This window comes from Winogradskyella litoriviva (genome assembly GCF_013249065.1).
Classification (GTDB): domain Bacteria; phylum Bacteroidota; class Bacteroidia; order Flavobacteriales; family Flavobacteriaceae; genus Winogradskyella; species Winogradskyella litoriviva.
Map to the genome: position 1 here is coordinate 389,992 of NZ_JABRWQ010000003.1, position 26,867 is coordinate 416,858.

Annotated in this window: 17 protein-coding genes and 1 pseudogene; 2 read left to right on the forward strand and 16 right to left on the reverse strand. The window is 33.2% G+C overall.

The features are described from left to right. Window positions 1-9: 9 nt before the first annotated feature. From HNV10_RS08275 to HNV10_RS17330, 16 genes and pseudogenes are all read right to left on the reverse strand, one after another. On the reverse strand, window positions 10-1,140 hold the full coding sequence (locus HNV10_RS08275; protein ID WP_173300866.1) for a glycosyltransferase: 1,131 nt from the start codon (window positions 1,138-1,140) through the stop codon (window positions 10-12). Then, window positions 1,137-1,985: a glycosyltransferase family 2 protein gene (locus HNV10_RS08280; RefSeq protein WP_173300867.1), complete on the reverse strand. Its 849-nt coding sequence runs from the start codon at window positions 1,983-1,985 to the stop codon at window positions 1,137-1,139. The genes HNV10_RS08275 and HNV10_RS08280 overlap by 4 nt, the downstream gene beginning before the upstream one ends. A gap of 74 nt (window positions 1,986-2,059) precedes the next feature. After that, window positions 2,060-3,097 carry an acyltransferase family protein gene (locus tag HNV10_RS08285; protein WP_173300868.1) on the reverse strand — a complete coding sequence of 346 codons (1,038 nt, stop codon included), beginning with the start codon at window positions 3,095-3,097 and terminating at the stop codon, window positions 2,060-2,062. A gap of 22 nt (window positions 3,098-3,119) precedes the next feature. Further along, window positions 3,120-4,367 (reverse strand): PIG-L deacetylase family protein, encoded by a 1,248-nt coding sequence (locus HNV10_RS08290; protein ID WP_173300869.1) that lies wholly within the window; start codon window positions 4,365-4,367, stop codon window positions 3,120-3,122. An 11-nt stretch (window positions 4,368-4,378) separates the two neighbouring features. Further along, window positions 4,379-5,566, reverse strand: a complete 1,188-nt coding sequence (locus tag HNV10_RS08295; RefSeq protein WP_173300870.1) for a glycosyltransferase — start codon at window positions 5,564-5,566, stop codon at window positions 4,379-4,381. After that, the gene (locus HNV10_RS08300; RefSeq protein WP_173300871.1) at window positions 5,563-7,314 is read right to left on the reverse strand and encodes an arsenate reductase/protein-tyrosine-phosphatase family protein; all 1,752 of its coding nucleotides are present in this window, start codon (window positions 7,312-7,314) and stop codon (window positions 5,563-5,565) included. Before HNV10_RS08300 ends, HNV10_RS08295 begins: the two co-directional genes overlap by 4 nt. Before the next feature lie 20 nt (window positions 7,315-7,334). Next, window positions 7,335-8,828 (reverse strand): lipopolysaccharide biosynthesis protein, encoded by a 1,494-nt coding sequence (locus HNV10_RS08305; protein WP_173300872.1) that lies wholly within the window; start codon window positions 8,826-8,828, stop codon window positions 7,335-7,337. A gap of 33 nt (window positions 8,829-8,861) precedes the next feature. Further along, a complete protein-coding gene (locus HNV10_RS08310) occupies window positions 8,862-10,841 on the reverse strand; it encodes an acyltransferase family protein (RefSeq protein ID WP_173300873.1) in 1,980 nt (659 codons plus the stop codon). Window positions 10,842-10,900: 59 nt separating this feature from the next. After that, window positions 10,901-11,851, reverse strand: coding sequence for a GDP-L-fucose synthase family protein (locus HNV10_RS08315; protein ID WP_173301011.1), 951 nt, complete (start codon window positions 11,849-11,851; stop codon window positions 10,901-10,903). Window position 11,852: 1 nt separating this feature from the next. Then, entirely contained in the window at window positions 11,853-12,968 is a 1,116-nt protein-coding gene (gmd, locus tag HNV10_RS08320; RefSeq protein WP_173300874.1) for a GDP-mannose 4,6-dehydratase, read from the reverse strand. Window positions 12,969-13,105: 137 nt separating this feature from the next. After that, window positions 13,106-13,894 (reverse strand): 3'(2'),5'-bisphosphate nucleotidase CysQ, encoded by a 789-nt coding sequence (cysQ, locus tag HNV10_RS08325; RefSeq protein ID WP_173300875.1) that lies wholly within the window; start codon window positions 13,892-13,894, stop codon window positions 13,106-13,108. Window positions 13,895-13,912: 18 nt separating this feature from the next. Further along, window positions 13,913-15,169: a sulfate adenylyltransferase subunit 1 gene (locus HNV10_RS08330; RefSeq protein ID WP_173300876.1), complete on the reverse strand. Its 1,257-nt coding sequence runs from the start codon at window positions 15,167-15,169 to the stop codon at window positions 13,913-13,915. Between the two features lie 85 nt (window positions 15,170-15,254). Then, a complete protein-coding gene (gene cysD, locus HNV10_RS08335; RefSeq protein WP_173300877.1) occupies window positions 15,255-16,160 on the reverse strand; it encodes a sulfate adenylyltransferase subunit CysD in 906 nt (301 codons plus the stop codon). After that, window positions 16,157-16,756, reverse strand: a complete 600-nt coding sequence (gene cysC, locus HNV10_RS08340) for an adenylyl-sulfate kinase (protein WP_173300878.1) — start codon at window positions 16,754-16,756, stop codon at window positions 16,157-16,159. The genes cysD and cysC overlap by 4 nt, the downstream gene beginning before the upstream one ends. After that, on the reverse strand, window positions 16,753-16,983 hold the full coding sequence (locus tag HNV10_RS17325) for a DUF2061 domain-containing protein (RefSeq protein WP_317166894.1): 231 nt from the start codon (window positions 16,981-16,983) through the stop codon (window positions 16,753-16,755). Before HNV10_RS17325 ends, cysC begins: the two co-directional genes overlap by 4 nt. Before the next feature lie 48 nt (window positions 16,984-17,031). Beyond that, a pseudogene (locus HNV10_RS17330) lies at window positions 17,032-17,193 on the reverse strand (DUF2061 domain-containing protein); the annotation flags it as partial. 451 nt (window positions 17,194-17,644) lie between these two features. On the opposite strand from HNV10_RS17330, the gene HNV10_RS08350 reads away from it, so the two are divergent. Next, window positions 17,645-21,208 carry a T9SS type A sorting domain-containing protein gene (locus HNV10_RS08350; protein WP_173300879.1) on the forward strand — a complete coding sequence of 1,188 codons (3,564 nt, stop codon included), beginning with the start codon at window positions 17,645-17,647 and terminating at the stop codon, window positions 21,206-21,208. Window positions 21,209-21,633: 425 nt separating this feature from the next. Next, on the forward strand, window positions 21,634-26,724 hold the full coding sequence (locus tag HNV10_RS08355; RefSeq protein WP_173300880.1) for a T9SS type A sorting domain-containing protein: 5,091 nt from the start codon (window positions 21,634-21,636) through the stop codon (window positions 26,722-26,724). Window positions 26,725-26,867: the final 143 nt, after the last annotated feature.

The following is a 26,867-nucleotide window of genomic DNA, read 5'->3' on the forward strand; positions in this document are numbered from 1 at the left end:
TATATATTATTATAAAATATCTTGAAGTTTATCACTAAAAACTTTAACTGGATCTGATGTAGATTTCGCCATTACCTTAGTGAAAGCATTTTCGCCCATACTTTGCCATTTATCACGTCCGTTCCAAGCTTTCTCTAAAGTATTTGCATACAATTTATAACTGGCTGCATCCGCCAAATACCCATTTATATCATCTTCTATAAACTCGGCATGTCCTGCAACATCTGTAGTTATAACTATTCTTTTTGAGAACATGGCTTCTATTATAGATAATGGCATACCCTCGTACCTTGATGATAAAACCAATGCATGATTATCTTTCCAAATATCTTCTATAGAATTAACGTGTCCTTTAAAATTAATATTATGAACTCCAAAATACTTAGCAGTCTCCTTGGCTAACTCAATATCACCACCGCCATAAATATTAAGTTCAAAATTTCTATCTTTCCATTGTTCTTCTGCAAAAGCCTTAAATAAAATATCAGTTCCCTTATGATTGAATGCCAAACGGGCTACATATGCAAAACGTATTTTATCCATATTTGGCCAAGACAAATCAGGAACTTTATCAAAATTGAAAGGATTAGAAATTACTTCTGCATTCACTAAGCTATATGCAATCTGCGTTTGAAATAAATCTAGGTTACCTTGAGAAACAAAAAACGTTTTCTCTGCATTAACAAATGCCTTTCTTATATTTAAATAGGTAGAATCATTTGGCCAATTAAATTCTAAATTTAGCTGAGATACTGAACAATATTTATAACCATTTTCATAGCAAAATAGCATATCCTTATATGCTGAGAAGCAACTACTTTGAGAAAAAACAACTAAATCTGGTTTTATTTTATTTAAAATAGACTCTGTATTTGTTTTTAGATTATCTGACACAATTTTTTTATTGAATTTTTGAGCAACTTTTCTAATGTTATCTCTTAATTTATTTTTTCTAAAATAAACTTGCACACCTTTATCAATAACATTTATAGTTTTAAAATGATAAGGCTTACCAAAGTAATTAGTTACAGCACTTACGTTATATCCTTTTTTCACTAATTCAATAGCGCTTTTACTCCATAACTCTTCACTTCCACCCCAAGGTGAACCTATATCTGTAATAAATAAAATATTTTTCATTTTAGAAATTTTAATATTAAAACTTTAACTCTGCTTTTATTTAGATTAAATGGATTGATCTTATTTTTAAAATATGCTTTCACAAATAACCATTTGTTTTGATCAAGAATTTTAAACCCAATAAATTGCAACCAGAAATTATCAAATTCTCTTGCTCGTAACAATTCTTTTCTGTTTAAAAGCCACTCTTGCGAAAATTTCCATGTCTCACCTTTAGTGATTGGATTATTGTTTTCCCAATGCACTATAGCTCCAACGTGAGGAGATGTTCCCAACTCATATTTTTTATTTTCTGCACGTAATAAAAAATCAAAATCTTGATGTCTCTTTATGGTTTCGTCAAATAAAACATCCTGAGCTAATAAACTCTTACAAAATAAAGATGGCGTATACATTGCCATTCCTTTTACAAATAAAAAGGTAGCAACACGCTCGTCGTTATTTTTTTGTTTACTCGGTGAAAAGAAAACTCCTTTTTGATTAATAATTTTTACTTTACTCGAAGCCAAATCTAGGTTGTTCACTTTAACAAATTCTAATGATTCTCTTAAGTGATTTGGTAACCACTCATCATCTGCATCTAAAAAAGCAATATAATCTCCTTTTGCCACTTTTATACCTGTATTTCGCGCTGAAGACCCGTTTTTATTGATTTGGTGAGATATTGTTGTTAAACGCGAATCCTTAAAGTTATTTATTATAGTTAAGGCTTCATGCCAATCTGGAGAAGCATCATTAACAAGTATTATTTCAAATTCTTGAAGAGTTTGCGCAAAAACACTCTGCAAAGCTCGCTTTATATCTTTAGAGTTTTTATAAAAGGGTATTATTATGGAAATAAGCATCTGAGAACTAAAATTGAATCTTTATTATTAAACTTGTTTTATTGTAATTATCCTTTTTAACTAAAAAAATTAAATTAATTATGAGGCAATTTATTCTCCCCAAGAAACAGCTTTGAAAGCCAATTTACTCGTGCCATAATAAGGTGAATCAATGTTGGTATTAAAACCCCAATAATTAACAACAAATATATATTATTAATGTTAAGTGCATATAACTCAATAAGAATTAAAGCATGCAAATACATTATGGTCATAGATGATTTGCCTACATATTGCAGAACTTTAAAGGTTCTCTTATTCTGCGATATATAATTACCAACAAATAGCACGATATAAAAACCACCAAGAGCGGCAAAAGCAGAAATAACAGGCATCCCATATTGTGCACTACGCATATGATAAGTTAAAGGAAAATTGCCAACAAAGAATATAACAGAGGTTAATAGACATAAAACAACTAAAATCCATACTTGATATGATTTGAGTGAATATTTTTTAATAAAAAAACCAATAAAAAACAATGGCAAAGCACCACAGACAATATTTAAAGCTAATGGTAAATGAAACTCTGGAAATACATACTGATTAACAAAAGCTAGAATATAAGCCAATACGACAACTAAAATAATAAGATTTTTATTCACCTTAACCATAATAAAATTTGCCAATTGTTGTGTAAAAAACAAACACATAGGAAACCATAAAATCATTTCAAAACCATGAACTTCCATTCCTCCGTATAGTTGCGTCAGAAAATGATTTTTATAAAAAAGTGCTTTTTCTCCTGCTAAATTGCCTTGGATTAAATTTGCAAAAAAACCAGCAATAGCTTTACTATTAAATATAATTAACCAAGTAAAATAAGGTATTAAAAGATGCTTAATTTTTTTAACAAAATACTTAACGGTTGGCTGTGCTCCTTTAAAAAGCCAACCACTAAGTAAAAAGTAAAACGGCATATGAACTAAATAAATAGATTGATATAAGCCGTTAAGGATTTTATGCTCGCCATCACTCATTAATATTGCTTCTAAAATATGCCCAAGTACAACACTAATAATTACAAGAGCTTTAGCTGAAGTAATAGATTCTCTATTGAATATATTTAACATTTATAATATAATTTGTAATAATTTAAACAGAAAACACCTCAACTAAACTCTCCGAATTATCCTTTATTAATAAACCTTGATAAGCCCATACAATTTGCATCCGTGCTGCATAATCTTCTGCCTTCATTGCTACTTTATAATGATACATGGCATCTAAAACTTTTTGACTTTGTTTAGTGATATCGAAAGCATAATCAATTCTTTTTAGCGCTCCCCAAACTGGATACTTTAGAACAGAGACATCACCTTTATATTTTTTTAATGCGTTATTAATGAGTTGAAAAGCTATTTGATGTTCAATATGTTTATCCGCATCCGAAGGTGCGAAAATTAAAACCGGATTTAACTTATTAACCAATTGAAGGAGTCTTTTCTCATTTTCCTCACTAGCATCCAATTCTTCCTCGCTATTAGATGGCCAATAGTATTGATTAAAAGAAAATTGTTCTGCTACTAATTTAGCTTCATGCCATCTTACAGTATGTCTTATTTTTTCTAGTTCATTTTTAAGAGCACTACATGTCGCTCCTTGAGACATCTGTACAACATGTATAGTTGCACCTAATTTGGATAATTCTAAAAGGGTACCTCCACAGCCTACTAATTCATCATCTGGGTGAGGGGCAAGAACAAGTACATTCCCATTATTATTTAACAATAAATCGTTAAGAGAAATATGTTTAATCTCATTATTTATTAGAACATCATTTTTTATAATTCTATCACTATATTTTGTTTCCATTTGATTCATTAAATAATCTTTGCTATTTAACTTTTGTCTCAACATAGCTTCAGCTTGCAACTTTTTTTGAAAAAGGATTCCCTTACCTCTTAAAAATTGTAACTCAGCGGGAAATGAAGAGTAACAAAGTCCATAGTCCTCCGTTAATTGTATTAGTTTTTTAGACATAAAAATCTGCCTAATAAAAGCAATACGAATTAAACAAGCTATATTCCAAAATAACCATCGTAATAATGAAGAAATAAAGAGTTTAATATTTTTACTAAGTTTAGGGAACCTATAACCTTTTATAAAGAAATAACCCTCTTCATTCAATTGATGAGAAAAGCATTGAATATACCATCTTTGCCAGTTCATAAAATCACAATCTAGCCTTACAAAAACTGCTTGATATTCACTTTCTTTTTCTGGAAAATCATCCAATGAGCCAAAATGTAAATTTGAATTACTAATATTCGCCTTTAACTTACCCTGTAAACTCGGTATTAAATTTAACCAATTCGTTTTTGATTTTCCTTCTTTACTCATTGATTAAATTCTTAAATTTCAATTGCTTCTTTATACAGGCTAAGATAAGCATCAATTCGTTTATCCATTCCATATTCTTCAAGCACTAAGCTTCTATTTTCCTCTAAAATTTCTTTATATTTCGTTCTTTCACTAATCGCTTCTTTAATATTAGCAATCCAACTTTCTTTATCCGCTAATTCAGGAATGAAGCCATTTTCTTTATGTCTTATAATATCCGGTGCAACACCTACAGGACTAGCTACGACTAATAGTTTAAATAGCATTGCTTCTAAAATCACATTTCCAAATCCTTCGGACATTGAGGTATGAACCAAAATATTAGATAATTCAAAAATATCCGATAGCTCTGCTCTTTTTAGTCTACCCATAAAAATCACACTCTTTTCAATACCAATTAACTCGCATTGTTTTTCTAAAGAACTACGCAACGGTCCATCTCCACATATAATTAATTTTAAGTTCTCTTTGACTTCAATTGGTAAGCTTGTAAAAACATTTAAGAGTAATTCATGATTTTTTACATCTACCAGATTACCAATACTCAACAACACTGTATCTTTCTCATTAATACCAAGTGATTTTCTAGAATGTACACCTGCCACATCAAAAGTAGTTGCTGAAAGGCCTTGGCTTACGCATCTAATATCGGCTTCCGCTCCTAATATTTGCCTTGCTCTACTTACAGTAAAACGACTTCCTCCATTAACTATTCCACTTTTAGCATAACTATTAATAATATTATTACGAAAAAAATAATTCCATAAAGCCCCATATTTACCAGTGGTCAGAATATCATATCCTCGTAAGGTTAATATTTGCGGTACAGTATTGACTAAGGTTCCTCCAATACCTCCAGGGTACGCGAAATGTGTATGTATTATATCACTAGGTTGTTCTTTTTCTAACTCTAACAAAACTTTATAAACTCCTGCTATGGGTTTTGTATGGTAACTGTAGCGTGGTAATCTCCATTTATATGTACTCCACAACGAACCAAATACTCTACTAAAAGCACTATCCAAAATAAGAGAGCGCTGTGAACAATATGAAAAAGACACCGACGGAAGTCGTTCCTTAACTTTCTCAGGGATAGGCTTTCCTGACAACACTCGTAACGTCACATTTCTGGTTGCTAATTCTTCAAGTTCATCAACTAAAAACCCATAAGTATCAGGAATAATCCACGTTATTATCATTTTGTTAGTATTAATTCTTCTAATTTATTCAATTCTTTATCTAATCGACGGTAAATTGCACCTCCTGTACCAATTTTCTGCCCATAAGGATCTTGAATTTCAGCATTCTCATAATTATCACCTATAGCTCCTAAAAGTATGGTTTTTATTATAGCTTCAGGAAACTCCTTTTTAACATCTTCTAAATTTCGTTGATCCATAACAATTAATAAATCCGCTTCATTAACTAAATCTGAAGTAATTCGTTTAGATCGATGTCCTGATAATTCAACGCCTAAGTTTCTAGCAACAGACTGAAAGCGCAACGGTGTGGAGCGACCTACATTATTATGAAACCCAACAGATTTAGATTTTGGCAACTCTAAATTTGACTCACGCTTCGCTTCCCATCTAAACTCCGTATAAGAACTCCTGCAAATATTACCATAGCACACAAAAAGGATATTTTTTATTTGTGGAAATTTATTTCTCAATAATTCAGTTCTTTTAATACCTTCCAAAACAATATCAGGTGTTTCGTGTTTCTTTTTTTTGGAGCTAGAAAGGTTTCTTTTTATTTGTCCTAGTTCATTTTTTAAAAGTCTTAAATATCTTTTTATCGTTAACCAAGGTTCACTAGGTTTCATCCAATCACTTCCTATAGTAGGATTTACGAAATTTAAAGCCACTTGCATAGCCCCTTTAAACTTAGGCGCTTCTTCATCCTTAAATTTAGATGTCTCAGTCCATAATGACCTTAAGTATAACATATCAAATCTTGGTTCATGCCATTTCACAATCCTTTCTAAATCAGGCTGTTTTACCTTTGTATAACCATTCAGAAAACTTTCCACCATAGCCTTTGGAAAATCTGCTTCTGCCCTTAAAGCTAAACCTAAAGAACCCCATAGCCTTCCATTAATTTCTAGAAATTTAGGCGACTTCCCGTCTTCTTTCCTAAACTCTACCATGGCTAAACCATCATAATCAATAGCCTCTAATAGTTTTTCGCCTGCATCCAATACTTCTTGATTATTTGAACTTTCACAATATGCAGATACACCTCCTGTCCACGGTACTTCATGTAATCTGCGATGTGCAAAGCGCAATACTATTTTTCCATTTTTTCTTAAAAAAAAAGCTCCAACACCATATCCTGGAACCATTTGTTGTAAAATAATACTGCAACTAATTGGTTTCAATTCAGCTACAGAATCTACTAATTCCATATAATTATCAACAACTCTTAGACTTCCTTTTTCATAAATACCGGAAGGATTTAATACGTTATCCCATTTTAATATTAGTGGATAATTAAGAGATTCATTGGGTATATTTGTGACTTCTGAAAAGGCCTCTCTAATAAAAAATGTTTTAGGAATTTTAAGTCCGGCATCTTGAGCTGCTTGAGTAGCATTGAATTTACTTAGGGTATATTTAAGTGAGTTATGAGATGGCATAATAAAGCGCCCCTCAATATCGGCGTGTTCTATTCTTATAGATTCACAGGCAAATACTATTCCTTCATTAATTGGAAAAACAAAAAGCCCCTCATTTTTGTTTACAAACTCAGTAATCCAATTTTTAAAATCGTAAAATTTTTCGATTGGACATGGATGTAAAATAACATTTTCTTTTTTATCCAATGATTGTAAACCTTTTACCGTAGTTGCCTTAATTACCCTAATATTTGCAGTTTCCAAAGATTGTAATGCTCCCAATGCAGAGCGTTCATGAATATTAGTGAGAAGTATTGAAGGTTTTTTCATATTTAAAATCATCGCTGTCTTTATTCTTTTTTTCTCGAAACTGCCTGCTTAAGGCGATTTAATAATTCTATAAGTTGGGTTTTACCTCCTGGCAATATAAAAATACAGACGATATAAAAAACTGTAAACTCAAGAGTTATTATAACTAAATTAATAAAACTACTTTGAAAAAAAGTTGAAAAATCTATATATACTATCATAACTGCAGCTGAAATTGAACCAACTGCACTGCGCCAAACACCAGTCATAAAATCTAACAGTGTTATTCCTGTACCATTAGATGCATATAAAAAGATTGGCACAAAAAGTATATACCCTGTTATAGCATAAGAAATTGCCAACACCTCCACACCGTAGTTTACACTAACTAAAAAAGTGATTGATATAGCTATTGCAGATATAAACCCACAGTACAAATGGCGTTTAGCATGACCTAAAGCTAGCAAGACCACACCAAATAAACCTGAAACAGGCTGGAGAAAAGCTGCTATTGCCAAATATTTCATAATGGGAACTACCGGGAGCCATTTATCACCCAGTACGACATTAACTATAGGATTGGCCGCTGCAAAAGTAAGTGTTGCTATTGGCATGGTTACTAATGACAAAATACTTAGAAGTTGCGTGTAATAAGACTTAAAACGCTCCTGTTCATTTTGCAAACTACTTAAGCCTGGCAGCGCAACAGCCGCCAACGGAGTTCTAATTGTCGATATAGGAAACATGATTAATCGATACGCTCTACTATAATAACCCAAAATATCAGACCCAAGCACTTTACCAATTAAAACATTGTCTAAATTACGTGAAAAATAATTTACAAACTCAAAACCAGTTAAGTTTAATCCATACCTTATCATTTCACGACTTCCTGTATTTCTACTTGGCAATCCAGGTTTCCATCCTGAAAAAAGCCAAACTAAAAGCGTATTAAAAAAAGAAGCCGATACCGCACCCAAAACTAGTGCCCAATGTTCTAATCCATATAAAGCACCAATTAAGGATACAATAAAACTAATAATTGCACTAACAATGCGAGCAACACTCAATTGTTTAAACTGCATATTCCTATTTAATAATGCAGAATGTTGTGCTCCCAAACTCGCTATTAGTATATTAAATCCCAAAACTACTGTCATCCATTTTAACTCAGGCCTCTCGTAAAACCATACCACTAAAGGAGATAATAAGGCCAAAGCGAGAGTTAATCCAAGACCAATCGTTACATTTACCCAAAACATCACAGTTACTTGAGCTGTATTGAGCTCCTTTCTTTGAATAGTAGCAGTACTTAAACCTAAATCCTTAAATAGACCTGCAAAAGCAATAACAGCCATAACCATGCCAATTAAACCATAGGCATCCGGTGAAAGCATACGTGCAAGCACAATAGTTGATGCTAATTGTAAAACTACAGAAATTACTTGCGAACCCATATTAATCATACCCGACTGTGTGGATTTTCGACTTAAATCTTTTGTCTCTAAAGATGCTATTTTAGAATTCTTAGCCATTATTGGATTTTTCTACAATTATAAGATTGATTATTAATTAAATAAAAGGTCAAATATTTCTGAAATTTTTCTTGCACCTGCCTGTGATAAATGATTATCATCGTAATATAATGCCTTCCCATCTAATTCCATTCTATAATATTCCTCTTTTTTATTAAATAATAGCTCTGTAGCATCTAATACAATTGCCCCATTCAACTCTAATTTTGATTGAAGCGCATCAAAATACTTATTTTGCTCTAGAAGATTGTTTTTATCGCATTTATAATGATCTATATCTGTACCAAATAATTCTTCTTTTATTAGCGCTTTAGGCACTGAAATATGATGACCAGGAATCTCTCTTAAAACCCATACTTTAACCCCTAAATTATCTAAAGTTTTAACAGTTTTTAAAAGATTGGCATTAAAGTTCTCAATAGCATTGGGATTTTCATTCGATTGATTATATAGAGCTTTATAGTAGCCGCTCCATCTTGCCACCAATAGGACATTTGGAATCTGCTGTCGATTAACCTGTGTAATAATTGCTTCAGCCCATTCAGGACTTTCGTTTCCTAAAGAAAATTCGGAATACTTATTTGGAGGTATATTATTTAAAACAGGTGCTGTACTACTATACCATGCAGCAGCAACAATATTCTTTTCACCAGCAGCTTTTATGACACTTGGAAGAATCGACCTTGCGTGTGAATCTCCCCAAACTATAACATCAATCTGTTTGGAACCCGAACTACCGAATCTAGAAAAACTGCCAGATTTAGCATTTTCAATAGTAAGAGGTAAAGTAATTCTATTTTTATGTAAAGCTTCTGATTTAGTATTATCGTAACCAATTATTGTTTCATTAAATCGATTTACAAAACCTTTATTTATGAACAACACAAATCCACATATTAAAAATATCATTGAAAATATTATCGCATAAGCGTATAATGATTTACTATTTTTGGCTAGTGTTTTTTTTCGGAATGGTGTTTCTACAAAGCGCCAAGATGCAATACCTAATATAAAACTCAATATAACAATACTCCATTTATACAATATAGAAAACTCTTCAAGCGCCCAATAATTAGAGAATGCAATTAGTGGCCAATGCCATAAGTATAATGAATATGAAATAAGACCTATGAAAATAATTGGGCGCCAAGTAAATACTTTAGCAGCTATTGGTAATGGACTATTATACTTAGGTGAAGCTCCCAATATAAAAAATGCGGTACCTAAACATGGTGGTATCGCTAATAAACCAGGAAACAAAGTCTCCTTAGTATATAAGAAACATGGCAAAAGTATCCCTAATAATCCTATACCTACAATTAACTCTCTTACAACTTGTCGTTTTAACAAACTAATTATAGGAAGAAGTGCGACTAATGACCCAATTAATAATTCCCATGCTCGAGTAGGAAGCATGTAGAACGTAAACGCCTGCATTTTAGGTAACAAAAAAATACTTAGAGCCAAACTCATAAAAAAAGCTGTAGCCAATACTGTTATTAATTTTATTCTAGAACTTATTTTTGCCCATTTAATCAATGCCCATAATAATAAAGGCACTACCATATAGAATTGTTCCTCCACAGATAAAGACCATGTATGAAGTAAAGGTTGTAATTCTGCCGACTCAGCAAAATAATTAGTATTTCTCCAAAAATAAATATTAGAACTAAAAAAAGTCTGGCTTATCACCGACTTCCCTAATGCCTTAAAATCAGATGGCAAAAGTAAAAACCATCCCATAACCATTGTTAAAATCACCATAGTAGCAGATGCAGGGAAAATTCGGCGAATTCGTCTTTCGTAAAAATTAAGAAATGAAAATCTATTTTCTTGAAGTTCTTTTACAATTAATGAGGTAATAAGGTAACCAGATATCACAAAGAATATATCTACACCAATAAATCCACCAGGAAAACCAAGACCAACATGATAAAAAACAACGACCAAAACTGCAAGAGCTCTTAGTCCATCAATTTCAGGCCTATACTTAAAACCAGTTATTAGATTCATTTATTGATAATTAAGTAAAAATAGGGTTAATCAATTTAGCTGTGACGCTGAGGGCAAAATTATTTAAGCTTCACTTCCTTAATAGTATCGATGTGTTTCAAAAACCAGTCGTAAGTCCTTTCAATTCCCATCTCTAACATTACTTTTGCCTTCCAACCTTCATTTTGAAGCTTAGAACTATCCATCAATTTTCGAGGTGTACCATCTGGTTTAGTACTGTCCCATACAATGTCTCCTTTATGCCCAACAATATCTTGAATTGTTTCTGCCAATTCTTTAATTGTAACATCAGTGCCTGTACCAACATTATACAAATGCTCTGGTAATTTGTGTTCAACAGCATAAACTACAGCCTGTGCTAAATCATCGACGTGTAAAAACTCTCGCATTGGAGCGCCACTTCCCCATAATTCAACAGGAGCACTAGTTGCTTTAGCCTCATGAAATTTACGCATCATAGCTGGTAACACGTGTGAGCTTTTTAAATCGAAATTATCGTTAGGACCATATAAATTAGTTGGCATTAAGCTTACAAAATCTTTACCAAATTGTTTTCTAATAGCCTCACAAGCCTTTACACCTGCAATTTTTGCAATGGCATACCACTCATTAGTTGGCTCTAAACTATCCGTCAATAAATACTCTTCTTTTAACGGCTGAGGTGCGAATTTTGGATAAATGCAAGAGCTTCCTAAGAAAATAAATTTTGCCGTATTTTCTTTATAAGCTGCATCAATCAAATTATTTTGAATCTGCAAATTCTCCATTAAAAATGGATATGGATTTTCATTATTCGCTAAAATACCTCCAACTTTGGCAGCAGCATCAATAATAATATCTGGTTTTTCTGCAGACACAAAATCAATGACGGCTTGTTGATTTCGTAAATCAAGTTCTTTACTTGTTTTACCAATTAGATTTTTATAACCTTTTAACTCTAGAGCTCGCCAAACAGCAGAACCTACCATGCCTCGATGACCAGCAATGTATATTTTTGAATCTTTAGATATATTACTCAAAATAATTCATGGTTTTATAGCCACCTTCTTCAAGGTATTGCTGCTCTTTCATTACTTTAATATCACTTTTCATCATATCTTTAACCAAAGCAGCTAAATCATATTTACATTCCCAGCCTAATTTATTTTTTGCTTTAGATGCGTCACCTATTAGTAATTCTACTTCTGTTGGTCTAAAATAACGTGGGTCAACAGCTAAAACTTCTTTCCCGATTTCTAATTGATATTTTGGATCATTACATTTTGTTATATAAGCTTTCTCCTCTTCTCCTTCACCTTTAAACTCAAGCTCAATGCCAACTTCTGCAAAACTCATATGCACAAAATCTCTAATTCTTGTAGTTTTTCCTGTAGCAATTACCCAATCTTCTGGCTCGTCTGCTTGCAGTATCATCCACATCATTCTAACATAATCCTTAGCGTGTCCCCAATCTCTTTGAGCATCTAGGTTTCCTAAATGAAATTTATCTTGTAATCCTAATGCAATTCGAGATACCGCTCTAGTAATTTTACGTGTTACAAATGTCTCACCTCTAATTGGTGACTCATGATTAAACAAAATCCCATTACAAGCATACATATTATAAGCTTCTCTATAATTCACAGTAATCCAATACGCATACATTTTTGCAACTGCATATGGAGATCTTGGATAAAAAGGTGTTGTTTCAGATTGAGGCACTTCCTGCACCTTTCCGTATAATTCTGAAGTAGAAGCTTGATAAATTCTAGTCTTTTTTTCTAATCCTAATAGACGTACCGCATCCAAAATTCGTAAGGTTCCTAAACCATCCGCATTACCAGTATATTCAGGAATTTCAAATGAAACAGCAACGTGACTCATTGCTGCTAAATTGTAAATCTCGTCTGGCTGAATTTCTTTGATTAAACGAATAAGATTTGTACTATCCGTCATATCACCATAATGTAAATAGAAATTTTGGTGATCTACATGTGGGTCTTGATATAAATGATCAATTCTATCCGTATTAAATAAAGAAGAACGGCGTTTTAGGCCATGGACTTGATATCCTTTCTTTAATAAAAACTCACTTAAATAGGCGCCATCTTGCCCAGTTACTCCTGTAATAAATGCAACTTTACTCATTTATAAAATACTCGGTTTAGGTGCTTAAAAATGCACTTTTTAATTAGGTTACAAATTTAACCAAAATAGTAGGACTTTATAATTCTATATTGATTTTTTAATGGAAATCTATTCAATTAATGAACTCTCAGGAAAAATTATTTTACTAAAAACCAACTATTTAACAGCTCTTCTCTATTATAGAGTATAGGTTCTTTAGTATTCCAATCAATTACTTCAAAACCGGCATGCTCACAAATAGCCTGACCCGCAGCCGTATCCCATTCCATAGTAGGCGCAAATCTTGGATAGCAGTCCGCTTGCCCTTCTGCTACCATACATAATTTTAGAGAACTTCCTTTTGATATTAAATTTATGTTACCATTTTCTATACGCTTTTCATTGACGTATGTTTCAGTTTCTGGTGACATATGTGATCGACTTGCCACAATGGTGAATGTTTTATCTTCTCGCTCTAATGGTAATTTTTTACCAGACCTTATCAAATTATCGGTTTTATAATCTTCAAGATTTACTTTAACTTTAAAAGCACCTATTTCAATAGTTGAAAAATAAAGGTCATTTAATACTGGCACATATATAACACCGGCTACAGTTTTCTGATTTTCAATAAGTGCTATATTAACTGTGAACTCTCCGTTTCGTTTAATAAATTCCTTTGTACCATCAATGGGATCAACAATCCATAATTTATTCCAATTTTTGCGCTCATTATAAGCAATAGATTTCCCTTCTTCAGAGAGCACAGGGATATTTGTAGATTTTAGATGAGTCATAATTACATTATGAGAAGCTACATCTGCTTTTGTCAATGGCGACTTATCAGCTTTAAGTTCTACTTCAAAATCTTCAGAATGATATATTTTTAGAATTTCTTTACCCGCTTCAATTGCAGCTGTAATAGCAATTTTTAAGTTGTTGTCCATAATATCAAAAGCAAAGTTTTAAATAATCATTCCAGCTCCAATAGTCTCATTAGTTTGCTCATCTATAATTATAATACTTCCGGTTTGTCTATTTCTCTTATAAGCATCATAGAACATTGGCTTAGCCGTTCTTATAGACATACGCGCTATTTCATTCATTTCAACTTTATCAATTTTTTCAATTCGGTGTAAAGTATTAATATCAATTTTATATTTTAATTCCTTAATCATTCCTATTGATTCATTGGTGGTGTGTTTTACTACAACTTTAGTACGCGCTTGTATTGGCCTGGAACTCATCCATGTTACTAAAACTTCTAAATCCTGACCGATTTCTGGCACGTTGTTTTCTCTAACAATCATATCACCTCGACTGTTATCAATTTCATCCTCCAAAGTCATTGTTACTGACATTGGTGCAAATGCTTCGGAGATTTGTTCTCCATTGAGTTCTATAGTTTTTATGGTTGAGACGAAACCTGAAGGTAAAGACTTTACTTTATCTCCTGGTTTAAATACTCCTCCATCAATTCTACCAGCAAATCCTCTGTAATCTTGATTTTCTAATGTGTGAGGACGAATCACTGATTGAATAGGAAATCGACAGTCTACCAAATTATGATCACTAGATATATGAACCGTTTCAAGGTGATACATTAAAGTACTTCCTTGATACCAATTCATATTTTCAGAACGATTAACAACATTATCTCCATTTAAAGCAGAAATAGGAATAAATTGTATATCCTTAATCCCCAATTTAGAGGAGAAGGACTTAAAATTTGAAACTATATTATTATAAACTTCTTCATTGTAATCAACTAAGTCCATTTTATTAACACAAACTATGGCGTGAGGAATCCTCAATAAAGAAGCAATAAATGCATGACGATGTGTTTGCTCTAACATTCCTTTTCTAGCATCAATAAGAATAATAGCTAAATTTGCAGTTGACGCACCCGTTACCATATTACGAGTGTACTGAATATGACCAGGTGTATCTGCGATTATGAATTTTCGTTTTGGTGTTGCAAAATAACGATAGGCCACATCTATGGTAATACCCTGTTCACGCTCTGACTTTAAACCATCAGTTAATAATGATAAATCTACATAGTCAAAACCCTTAGATTTACTTGATTCTTCTACTGCATCTAATTGATCTTGAAAAATTGATTTACTATCATACAACAAACGACCTATTAAGGTACTTTTTCCATCATCTACACTTCCTGCTGTTGTAAAACGTAATAACTCTATATCCTTGTAATCCATTTATCTAATCATTGTTTGTTGTAAAATTTTAATCTTCAGATAGTAATAATACTCCCTAAAAACATCTTCTAATTTTTCATTAAGTTTAAAAATAGCCTTGCTTTTTACGATCTTCCATTGCGGTTTCAGCACGTTTATCATCAGCTCTTCCACCACGTTCTGTGGTACGTGTTGTAGCAATCTCTTCAATAATTTTTTCTAAATCATTGGCTTCAGATTCAACAGCTCCTGTAATTGGCATATCACCACAAGTTCTGTACCTAATAGTCATATTAACGACTTCCTCGCCTTCCTTCAACTTTATAAATTCTGAATTTGCCAAAATAACACCATCTCTAACTACACAATCGCGTTGATGAGAAAAGTAAAGTGATGGCAAATCAATATTTTCTAATTTAATATATTCCCAAACATCCATTTCTGTCCAGTTAGAAATAGGAAACACTCTAAAATGCTCGCCATAATTTTTACGTCCATTAAATAAATTCCATAATTCTGGTCTTTGGTTTTTTGGATCCCATTGCCCAAACTCATCTCTATGTGAAAAAAAACGCTCTTTTGCTCTGGCTTTTTCTTCATCGCGTCTTGCTCCACCCATGGCAGCGTCTACTTTAAATTTTTCTAAGGCATCTAAAAGAGAAACTATTTGAAGTGAATTACGTGACGCATCTGCTCCTGTTTCTTCTTTTGCTCTACCGTTATCAATAGCTTCTTGCACAGAACCCACAATAAGTTTTACACCTAATTTTTCTACCAAATCATCCCTAAAAGCAATAGTTTCAGGAAAATTATGACCAGTATCTATATGAATTAATGGAAATGGAATCTTTGCTGGGTAAAATGCTTTTTTCGCCAAATGGGTTAATAATATAGAATCTTTACCTCCTGAAAATAATAAAACAGGATTTTCAAACTGGGCTGCAATTTCTCGAATTACAAAAATGGCCTCTGATTCCAATTCTTTTAAGTGATTAATTATATAATTACTCATGTGATTTGTTTTAATTTTTGAAAAATATAATCTAATATCTTTTTTACTGACGATTCTATCGATTGATTATCGGTAATAATTTCTAAATCAGGATTAATAGGAGCCTCATATGGCGCAGAAACACCTGTCATATTTTCAATTTCTCCTGCTCTAGCCTTTTTGTACAATCCTTTCACATCTCTACGCTCACATTCTTCTAGTGATGTATTGACATAGATTTCAACAAAATTGTCATTACCTATAATTGATTTTATATTTTCTCTGTCCTTAATATATGGCGACACAAATGCTGCCAATGTAACAACTCCAGCTTCAACCATTAAATTTCCAATTTCTGCAATACGCCTAATATTTTCTTTTCTGTCATCAGGCTCGAAACTTAGATCCTTATTAATACCTTGCCTTATATTATCTCCATCTAAACAAAAAGTGGAAACACCTTTTTTATGAAGCTCTATTTCTAATAAATTTGCTAGAGTTGATTTACCCGATCCTGACAAACCTGTAAACCATATCAAAAATGACTTATGACCAGCTCGGCGCTCTCGATCCGCCTTACTTATTTTATATTCATGCCTAACTGTATTTAGACTCATACTTCTCTAGTTTTTTTTATTGCGTTTAACCGATTTCTTCTTTTACGCTGATCCAAACCATAATTTATACGATACCATAGTTTTTCATGCCCAAAATACAATAACATTTTAGTAATTACTTCTGCTCCTCCAATTTTAAGTCCAGTTAACGGGTTCCCTGTAATAATCCAACCTAGTATTATAGTATCCAATGTCCCAACACCTCTCCACGAAAATGTTTTTAACACATGACGTTTATTTGACGACTTTATTTTTGATTTAAACCATACTCTTTCATGTATATAATACAATATCATTTTAGTCACCAGCTCAAACGCACCCATTGAGATTCCAACACTTAAGTCACTAGAAATAAGCCACGACAAAAGTAGTGTATCTAAAGTCCCTACTAAACGCCAAGTAATCGTCTTAGCAATATGTCGCTTACTAAATTTCAACAGTTAATTACATTATTACTACAGGTAAAACAAATCCAAATTAAAACTAATAACTTAATCTATTTTTTCCTAAAAAGCTACCAATAGATAACTAAGATTTTTATATCTAACAACAAAAGCGACAAATATAAGTAATATGATAGTATTCAGGTAAACAAAAACACAATTACAAGGGTAAATGCTTAATTTTAAATTTTTAATTACTTTGATTGAAATATTCTCAGTAATATTGCATGATTTTATTTATATAAAAATTAAATACCAAAAAAAGACATTAAACATCATATTTGTAGGTATAAACTTGCAATTATTAGCATTTTATCGGATAAATTAAACATTTTATTTTTATAATAACTAAATTTAATATATTCGCGAATGCCAAATTACCAAAAAAAATAAATTGAGTATCAGTATGATACATTATCTATTAAAGTATTAATTAAATTAAATTATGAAAAAAACTTACATTTTTTATGTTTTGGTTACCCTATTTTCTTTTGGGTTTAGTCAAACTATTGCAACTTTTGATCGGGACAATATTGTAGGGCCTACAGCTACTTCTACCGTATCTAATATGTCTGCTATTGGTTTAACTCGAGGTTCAGGTGTAGCACTAAGCACAACGAACACTAACTTTACATCGAGAAATTGGCCTATTGGAGGGGATCAAGCAACAGCCGCAGCTGGCAATGATTTCATTCAGTGGTCTATCTCCGCAAACACCGCTTTTGAAATAGACTTAAATGAATTAGACATAAGACTAAGAAGAAATGCAAATGGACCATCAACATGGCAAATATTTTATAGTTTAGATAATTTTTCAACTGCAGGTATCGCATTAGATGCACCTCAAACATTAGCATCTTTAGCAACAACATCTTTCAATACATCTGGCTTAACAATTGCATCGGGAGTTTCTGGAACAATAACCTTTAGATTATATGCATGGGGAGCAACAACCAATGCAGGTTGGCTAAGAGTCATAGGGCAAACATCATGGGCTTCTCCTTTAGCTGTTGCAAATCCAGGCGTACGTGTTTCTGGTAGTATTACTACATCATCTACGAATAGTATTGATTCAGATATTATAGCTTCTACGTTTGTTTTATTCCCAGTGCAACAAAATATAGATTACAATTCCACTTACATTACTCCATCTGGACTAAATTTTAGCAACTCAGTTCCATTAGGAGCTTTTACTATTAGAGATGGCGGAATAGGAAGTGATATAGATACAGATGGCACTACTTTAACTTCAATTGATTTTGAGGTTACAAATTATGAAAATTTAGCAGCACTAGCTATTATAGATTTAGGTACGTTTTTATCTGTAGCTGAAGTAACAACAGTGACTTCTACAACCACAATTGATGGATTTAGCATGACAGCGGCAGATGGAGGGACACGACAATTTGTTGTTTTAGCATCGTTTAAATCTACAGTCACGGATAATGAACAAATACAATTAACAATAACTAACGCTGTTGCACCTGCATCAGGCAGTTCTCTTTTTACGGATTACAACGCTGGAGGTGCCCAAACATCAATTGTAGGTGACGATAATCGAATAGAAGTTATCGCAAGTAAATTCGAATTTGTACAACAACCTACAGATGGAAATCTAAACGAAGTAATGGTTCCTTACCCAACTATTAATGCTGTCGATGTTAATTCTAATTTAGATTTAGACGCGAACATTACAGGGATTAGTGTTAATGCATCTCCTACAACTGATATTGTTGTAGAAACTTATGACATGATAAATGGTGAAGCAACATTAAATAATGTTGTATTCACAGAGACTGTAACTGGAGTAAGTCTCGTTGCTAGCTCTACTGATATATCTGGCACAAGTGACACCTTTGACATTAATGGTCCACTAATTAGCTTAGCTGGTCAAAACTTTGATTCAGCGACAGACTGGACTTACACAAGTAACAGAGCATATTTTGGTGCAGTTTCAGATTGGGGAGATACAGTTGGATATTTTGGAGAAATTGCATTAGCAAATGCGGCTCCGCTAAACAATCCTCTTTTTGATGATGAAATTTTTGGAGAAAATGATTTAAATGACACTAACAATCCTTTCGCTACTTTAACATTTGCTGATATTGACGTAACGGCATACTCAGATGTACGTATTGAATTTGATTGGCAAGTGCATGGCTATGTAAATAACGCTAACGACATTCAATATCAACTTTTCCTTAACGGAAGCGGAAGTGGTACATGGGTAAGTGTGTTTGATGGAAATGGAGATATCAATGATGCCACAGGAAGAGTTAAAATTTCTGTACCAGATGGAAACACTACTGTTGGTTTACAAGTTAGATTGAGAAACAGTTTAGCCAATGGTTATTCAGGCTTTGACAATTTTAGATTAGTTAGCGAATTTAGTGGATTAATCTACACCGATAGTAATGGTTGGAAAGATAACATAGAGCCTGATGCCACAACAGGTGCATTAGACGCTATTGTTATAGACGGAACATACGATGTGTCTGGAGATGTACAATTAGACAATCTTATAATTAATGAAGGTGCATCAACAGTGCTTAATTTCGGTGAATCCATTACTACTAACTCAAACATAGTTAATATTGGAGATTTAGAACTTAATTCTATTAGCAGTAGTTATTCTAGTTTAATCGTTAATGGTACTATCGAAAATGAAGTAACATACAATCGCCATGTTAACCAGTTTGCAGATACAGGTGCTACTACAGGAAAAAATGATTTAGTATCTGCCCCTGTAACAAATAGCAATCAAACATACTTGGCTTTAAGAACTACAAATACACAAATTCCATCTGGATTAATTGGTGGTGTAGAATCTTACTTATTTGGTCCTTTTGACAATAACACAAATGCATATATAAACCATACGGCTGCAGATAATGCTACAATTGTTGAGTCTGGTATTGGATATAGAACAGCATCTACGGCTGCAGCAGGTTCTACATTTGAATTTGTAGGAAATGTAGAAACAGGTACTAAGAGCGTTCCTATTACTTATGGTGCTGCTAGTATTCAAAACTTAATTGGAAATCCTTATCCATCATATATTTTATTATCAGAATTTCTATCTGAAAATAGCGCAACCTTTAATACTTTTAATTATGGTGTATATGGATACAAAGGTGATGTAATTGATGGTTTTATAGTTTGGAACCAGGCTTATTCTGACGCAAACCCAACTGCTAAAATAGCACCTGGTCAAGGTTTCTTTGTAGCAGCTCAATCTGGAGGTGGAACAATTAATTTCACTCCTGCAATGAGAACTGTAGGTGCTTCTGACGATTTCATCGTTGGACGTTCTGAAAACCAAAACTTAGCTAACCTAAGATTACAAGTTGAAAAAGAAGATGCTATCTATACTACTGATTTATACTTTAATGATAACGCTTCATTAGGTATGGATCCTGGTTATGATTCTGCAATGTTTGAAGTAATTTCACCTGAATTTTCTATCTACTCGCATTTAGTACAAGATAATGAAGGTAAAGATTTAGCTGCACAATCTGTTAGCTACACTGATTTAGCTAATGTAACTATTCCTTTAGGAATTAATATTTCTCAAGGAGAGCAAGGTACAGTAAGCATAAATGAAAGTTATATCCCAGAGGGTATAGAAGTAATTTTAGAAGATAATGTAGAAAATACATTTACTAACTTGCTAGAAAGTGACTATGTATTTACACCAGCATCTACTTTAACAAGTACTGGTCGTTTTTACTTACATGTAGGTACGCAAGGTATACTTGGAGACGAGGACAATGTATTAAATGGTTTACAAATATATACGGTATCTAAAACTATATTTATTAAAGGTCAGTTAGAAAACAATACCATATTTAATTTATTTGATGTTCAAGGTAGAATTGTAAATACTCAAGAATTAAATAACAGAAACACAGAAAACACAATTGATGTGTCTAACCTTTCTTCTGGTATTTACGTAGTACAGTTACAAAGCACTACTGGTACAAGAACTCAAAAAGTTATTATCAAATAATTTTATTTACAATTTAAAAAAGAGCGCATCTAATAAGATGCGCTCTTTTTTTTTAACAATTTTTAAAATACAGCTTCAATTCGCCATAATTGGGTAATTAATAATTTTAAATAGTTTAATTTTCGCAATTCTAAATTTAACACTTACCTACCTACAAATTCTGTAACATTAAGTATAGGACTTACACAAAATAATTGGGTCATAAATATACTATTAACCTTTTGTTAATATCTTAATAAAACTCAATTCCTTGATTTTATTATATTTGTCACCCCTCATTATCCCTGACTTAGCCTTAATTTTTATTAACAAACGATTAAAAATCGTTTTGCAACGTTTTTAAGTTAAATACTGTAAGATATTTCGTTTTAAGAATTTTTATAGTTTTTAAAAAACTGACGTTTCAACAATAATTAAGGAATACAATGAGAAATTTTTACGCGTTTTTATTACTAATTTTAATTGGAAATTTTGGGTTTGGACAGACAACAGTCATCTATGACTTTTCTGCATCAGGGGCAGTTTCTGGTTTCAACGAACCAGCACCAGGAATTGACTTAGATAGCAATATAGGTTTTGGTAGTTTTAGAAATTCTGGAACTTCCAACCCAGGAATATTTAGCAATCAACTTCGTCTTTATCAAAATGCTACAAAAGGAGGATCAATAGTAATTTACGCAAGAAATGGTGTTACCATTACTAAAGTTGTAGTTAATGCTTCATCTCGTACGGGAGATGCTGGATACACCGTAGATAGTGGCACTCAAACCAATTTAACAGGAAGTTCTACTTATACAATTGATGGCATATCTGGCATCACTGAAGTTGAATTTTTTCAAAAAGATAGTGGTAGTTCTAATAGAATTTATGTTGACAGTTTTGAAGTTACTTATACCTCTACATCTTCTGGTCCAGAAGACCCGTCAACATTTACAGCAGCCACATTTTCATCCACACAAATAGATTTAGCATACGCAGAAAACGCAGCATCAGATAATGTGGTTATTGTTTTTGATACAGATAATTCATTTACTACCCCTTCTGGTATACCTGCAACAGTAGGCAATGCGTTCGCTGGCGGTACCGTTTTATTAGACAGTAATGGTACTGGCATATATAATCACACAGGCTTAGCTGCTGGTACTACATACTACTATATGGCATATTCATATGATTCAGTTGCAGATGAATATTCTGCTGGTCTGAGTGCAGATGCTACAACACCTATCGCTTGTCCTGCAATATCAAATTTAACTATTGATAGTTTCACTGATAGTGAAGTCACTGTAAGTTGGACAGGTGGTAATACTGAAGTAGATTGGGAAATCGTTGTTCAAGATAATGGATTAGCTGCTCCTACTTCAGGAACTGCAACTTCTACCAATCCACATACGTGGTCAGGTCTATCAGAACTTACCGCATACGATGTATATGTAAGAGCAGATTGTGATACGGATGGTTTTAGTACTTGGGTTGGTCCAGTTACATTCACAACTGAACCATCTTGTCCTACAATTTCAAATATAACTATTGATAGTTTCACTGACAGTGAAGTTACCGTAAGTTGGACAAATGGTGACTCTGAAGCAGACTGGGAAATCGTTGTTCAAGATAGTGGATTAGCTGCTCCTACTTCAGGAACTGCAACTTCTACCAATCCACATACGTGGTCAGGTCTATCAGAACTTACCGCATACGATGTATATGTAAGAGCAGATTGTGATACGGATGGTTTTAGTACTTGGGTTGGTCCAGTTACATTCACAACTGAACCATCTTGTCCTGCAATTTCAAATATAACTATTGATAGTTTCACTGATAGTGAAGTCACTGTAAGTTGGACAAATGGTGACTCTGAAGCAGACTGGGAAATCGTTGTTCAAGATAATGGATTAGCTGCTCCAACTTCAGGCACTGCAACTTCTACCAATCCACACACGTGGTCAGGTTTATCAGCTATAACTGCTTATGACGTCTATGTAAGAGCAGATTGTGATACGGATGGATTCAGTACTTGGGTTGGCCCAGTAACATTTACAACAGCTTGTGCTATTTATACACCAAACTATACACAAGACTTCTCTTCTATTATTCCAGAATGTTGGGATGAAGCAGACAGTGGAAATCAAGCTTCAGGGCCTTCTAGCTTAGGGAGTAGCTTATGGACAGAAGACGGTTATTTAAATAGTGGCGCTACGGGTGCTTATAGAATAAATCTATTTACAACTGGCAAAAGCGACTGGCTTTTATCACCTCAATTTGATTTAACAGGTGGTCCTTTTCAAGTTGGGTTTGATATTGGTATTTTAGAATGGAATTCAACTGACACAGCAGGTACTTTAGGATCTGATGATATCGTACAATTATTAATTTCAAATGATAATGGTTCTACATGGACAGCACTAGTTACTTTTGATAGTAGTTCTGTTGTACCTGCAACAGGTACTACCGTAGCCTACAATTTATCAGCCTATACTGGCCAAACGGTTCAATTTGGAATTTACGCTTCAGAAGGTTCTACTGATAACGATGAAGACAACGATATATTTATTGACAACTTTAACGTTGTTGAAGCAAAAGATGCAGACACAGGAGTAAATGCTGCAACTCCTCAAATTTTAGGAAGTACTATTACTGCAGCTGATGCAACAACTGTTGGCACTGCATTTGAAGTTATAGGCTTTGAAGTACAAGATCAAGGGACTAGTGATGGACTACCTACTAATATTACAACAATGCGTTTTGTACCTGGCGCAAACAATACGGCAGACTGGACAGACTTTATACAAGGTGTGACATTAAAAGATGGAAATTTAGTAACGCATACACCAACAGTTTCAATAACAGATACTGAAATTGAGTTGACATTTGGTACGTCTATTTCAGTCACAGATAATTCTGCTTTAGAATTTTCATTAGGGATTTACCTTAATACAACAAACATCGTTGATGGGAGTGTGATTCAACTTCAAATAGATGAATCAGGCAGTTTAGATGCTAATGCTTCAGGTTCTGATTTCATTGACCCTTATACCTTTGGTGATGTAATTGGAAATGATTTTATAATAGATGTTGATGCAACAGAATTAGCTTACATAGTGCAACCTAGTACTACTTTTATAAACACGGCTATGTCGCCAAACGTAGAAATTGCATATACCGATGCCAATGGTAATATAGACGTTGATTATTCTGGTTCAGGATACGACATTTCTGTAACCACAGATGGTAATTTTAGTGGTATAGCGACACTAACTGCTGAGGCAACTGATGGTATTGCTGTTTTTGACAACTTAGTTTTTGACACTTTAGCTACAGGAATTAAATTAACTGCTACGGATGATTCACCCCTTATTACGGGTGCTTATGATTCAGATTTGTTTGATATAGAGAGTATTCCTGTAGGCCCTGTAATTATTGTAATTCAAGATTTTGATAGCACCACACCAGAATGGACTTATACATTAACACCATCTGAAAACAGTGCTGCTTGTGTTTCAAACAATGATGTATGGAATGTTGTAAGTAGTCTAGGGAACGTCACTGTCCCTAACAGTACAGGTGATTTTTTCGGAGGTCGAGATTTAAATGGAGCTACAGGTTGTGGAACAACAGGAACTGGAACTATAGATTTTGACTCCGTAGATGTTTCTGCATATACTAATATTACTCTTACTTTTGACTATGAAATAGATGGTTTTAATTCTTTTTCTGACAAGTTAAGTTATATAGCTACATTTGACTCTGTTAACGAATCACGTGTATATTTATGTCAAGGCTGTAATGACCAAGATGTTGAAGGTACTGTAAGTATCGATGTTCCTGATGGAACCAATACAGTTAGCCTGCAAATATTAGCTAGTTTCGATGGTGCTAGTGATTATTTTGGAGTGGATAATTTCAAAATTGAAGGAACAATACCTCCTACAACATACACCTACAACGGCACTTGGTCACCAAGTGATCCAGATGGTGTTTCGTTAGCTAGTGAAGCTATTGTTATTGAATCTGGTAGCACCTCACTTACTACAGATACAGACATTAATACAGTAACTATAAATCCTGGTGCTGGTTTAACTATAGATGCTGGTGTTACTTTAACAGTTACAACAGATTTAACGTTAGAGTCTAACTCTACAAGTTATGCAAGTTTAATTTCTGACGGTACCATTTCTGGTACAGTTATTTATAAGAGACACGTTAACACATTTAACAATACTTCAGGTAGTACTAATGGCCAAAATGATTTAATATCTGCACCAGTTACCAATGCTAGTCAAGATTTTGGTACTTTTAGAGGAGTTAACAACAACATACCTTCAGGTACTGTAGCAGGTGATGTAACAACATACTATTTGTTTGGGCCATATGATAACAACGAGGCTACTAGTCCTTATACCTTATTTTCAGATGCAGATGACGCTACAGTAATCACTGCAGGAACTGGCTATAGAACAGCATCTACAGATACATCAACATTTACGTTTACTGGTGATGTATTATCTGGCATAGTACCCGTAACTATAACAACAGGAAGTGACAATGCATGGAACTTAATTGGTAACCCTTACCCATCTTACATAAATAGTTCGGATTTCTTAAATGAAAACTTCGATAGTTTTGATTCAGAATTTATAGGTATATATGGTTATGATGGTGATGCTTCAAATGGTTGGACAGTTATTAATTTGGCTAACGCTACAGACATAACACCTGGACAAGGATTTATGGTACTTACTGACCAAGCAAGCGCCACTGTAAACTTTACTCCTGCTATGAGAAGAGATTCAGGTAGTGATGATTTTATTGTAGGAAGATCTGCAGATATTAATGCGCATTTTAGTTTAAAGATAGAAAATAATAATACTGCTTACACAACAGATTTTTATTTTAACAGTAATACTACAAGAGGTTTAGACCCAGGTTATGATACTGCAATATTTACAGCACAATTACCAGATTTATATGTTTACTCGCACTTAGTTGAAAATAACACTGGACGTGCAATGGCAATTCAATCACTTGGCAGTACAGATCTAACAGACGTAACTATACCATTAGGCGTAAATGCTAATGACTCAGAGCAAATAACATTTAGTATCGATGAATCTACATTACCAAATATTGTAGAAGTCTATTTAGAAGATAATGTAGAAAACACATTTACGTTATTAACTGCAGGAGACTATACCGTAACTCCTAATACTAATTTAACTGGAACGGGTCGTTTTTACTTAAGATATACAACTACAGCACTTTCTACATCAGAAACTTCTTTAGATAACTTAAGTATTTTTAATAACACAAGTGAAAAGACTATTGTAGTTTCTGGTCAACTACTTGAGGACACCAAAGCCAACTTATACGACATTCAAGGTCGTTTAGTTACTAAATCGTTGTTAAACAGTAGTAATAGACTGCAAAATATTGATGTAAGCAATTTAAGTACAGGTGTTTATGTCATTGAATTAATAAACGAAACTCAAACTAAAACACAAAAAGTAATTATACGATAAATTAGTACTTATATCTCACTCTGTCTTATTAAATAAGACAGGGTGAAGATATTTTTTTAGTTAAAATGTACTTAAAATATTGAACCAAATACCTAAAAACTACTTAAATAGGTTGTAAAGTGTATTTTTTTTAATTTTTTGAA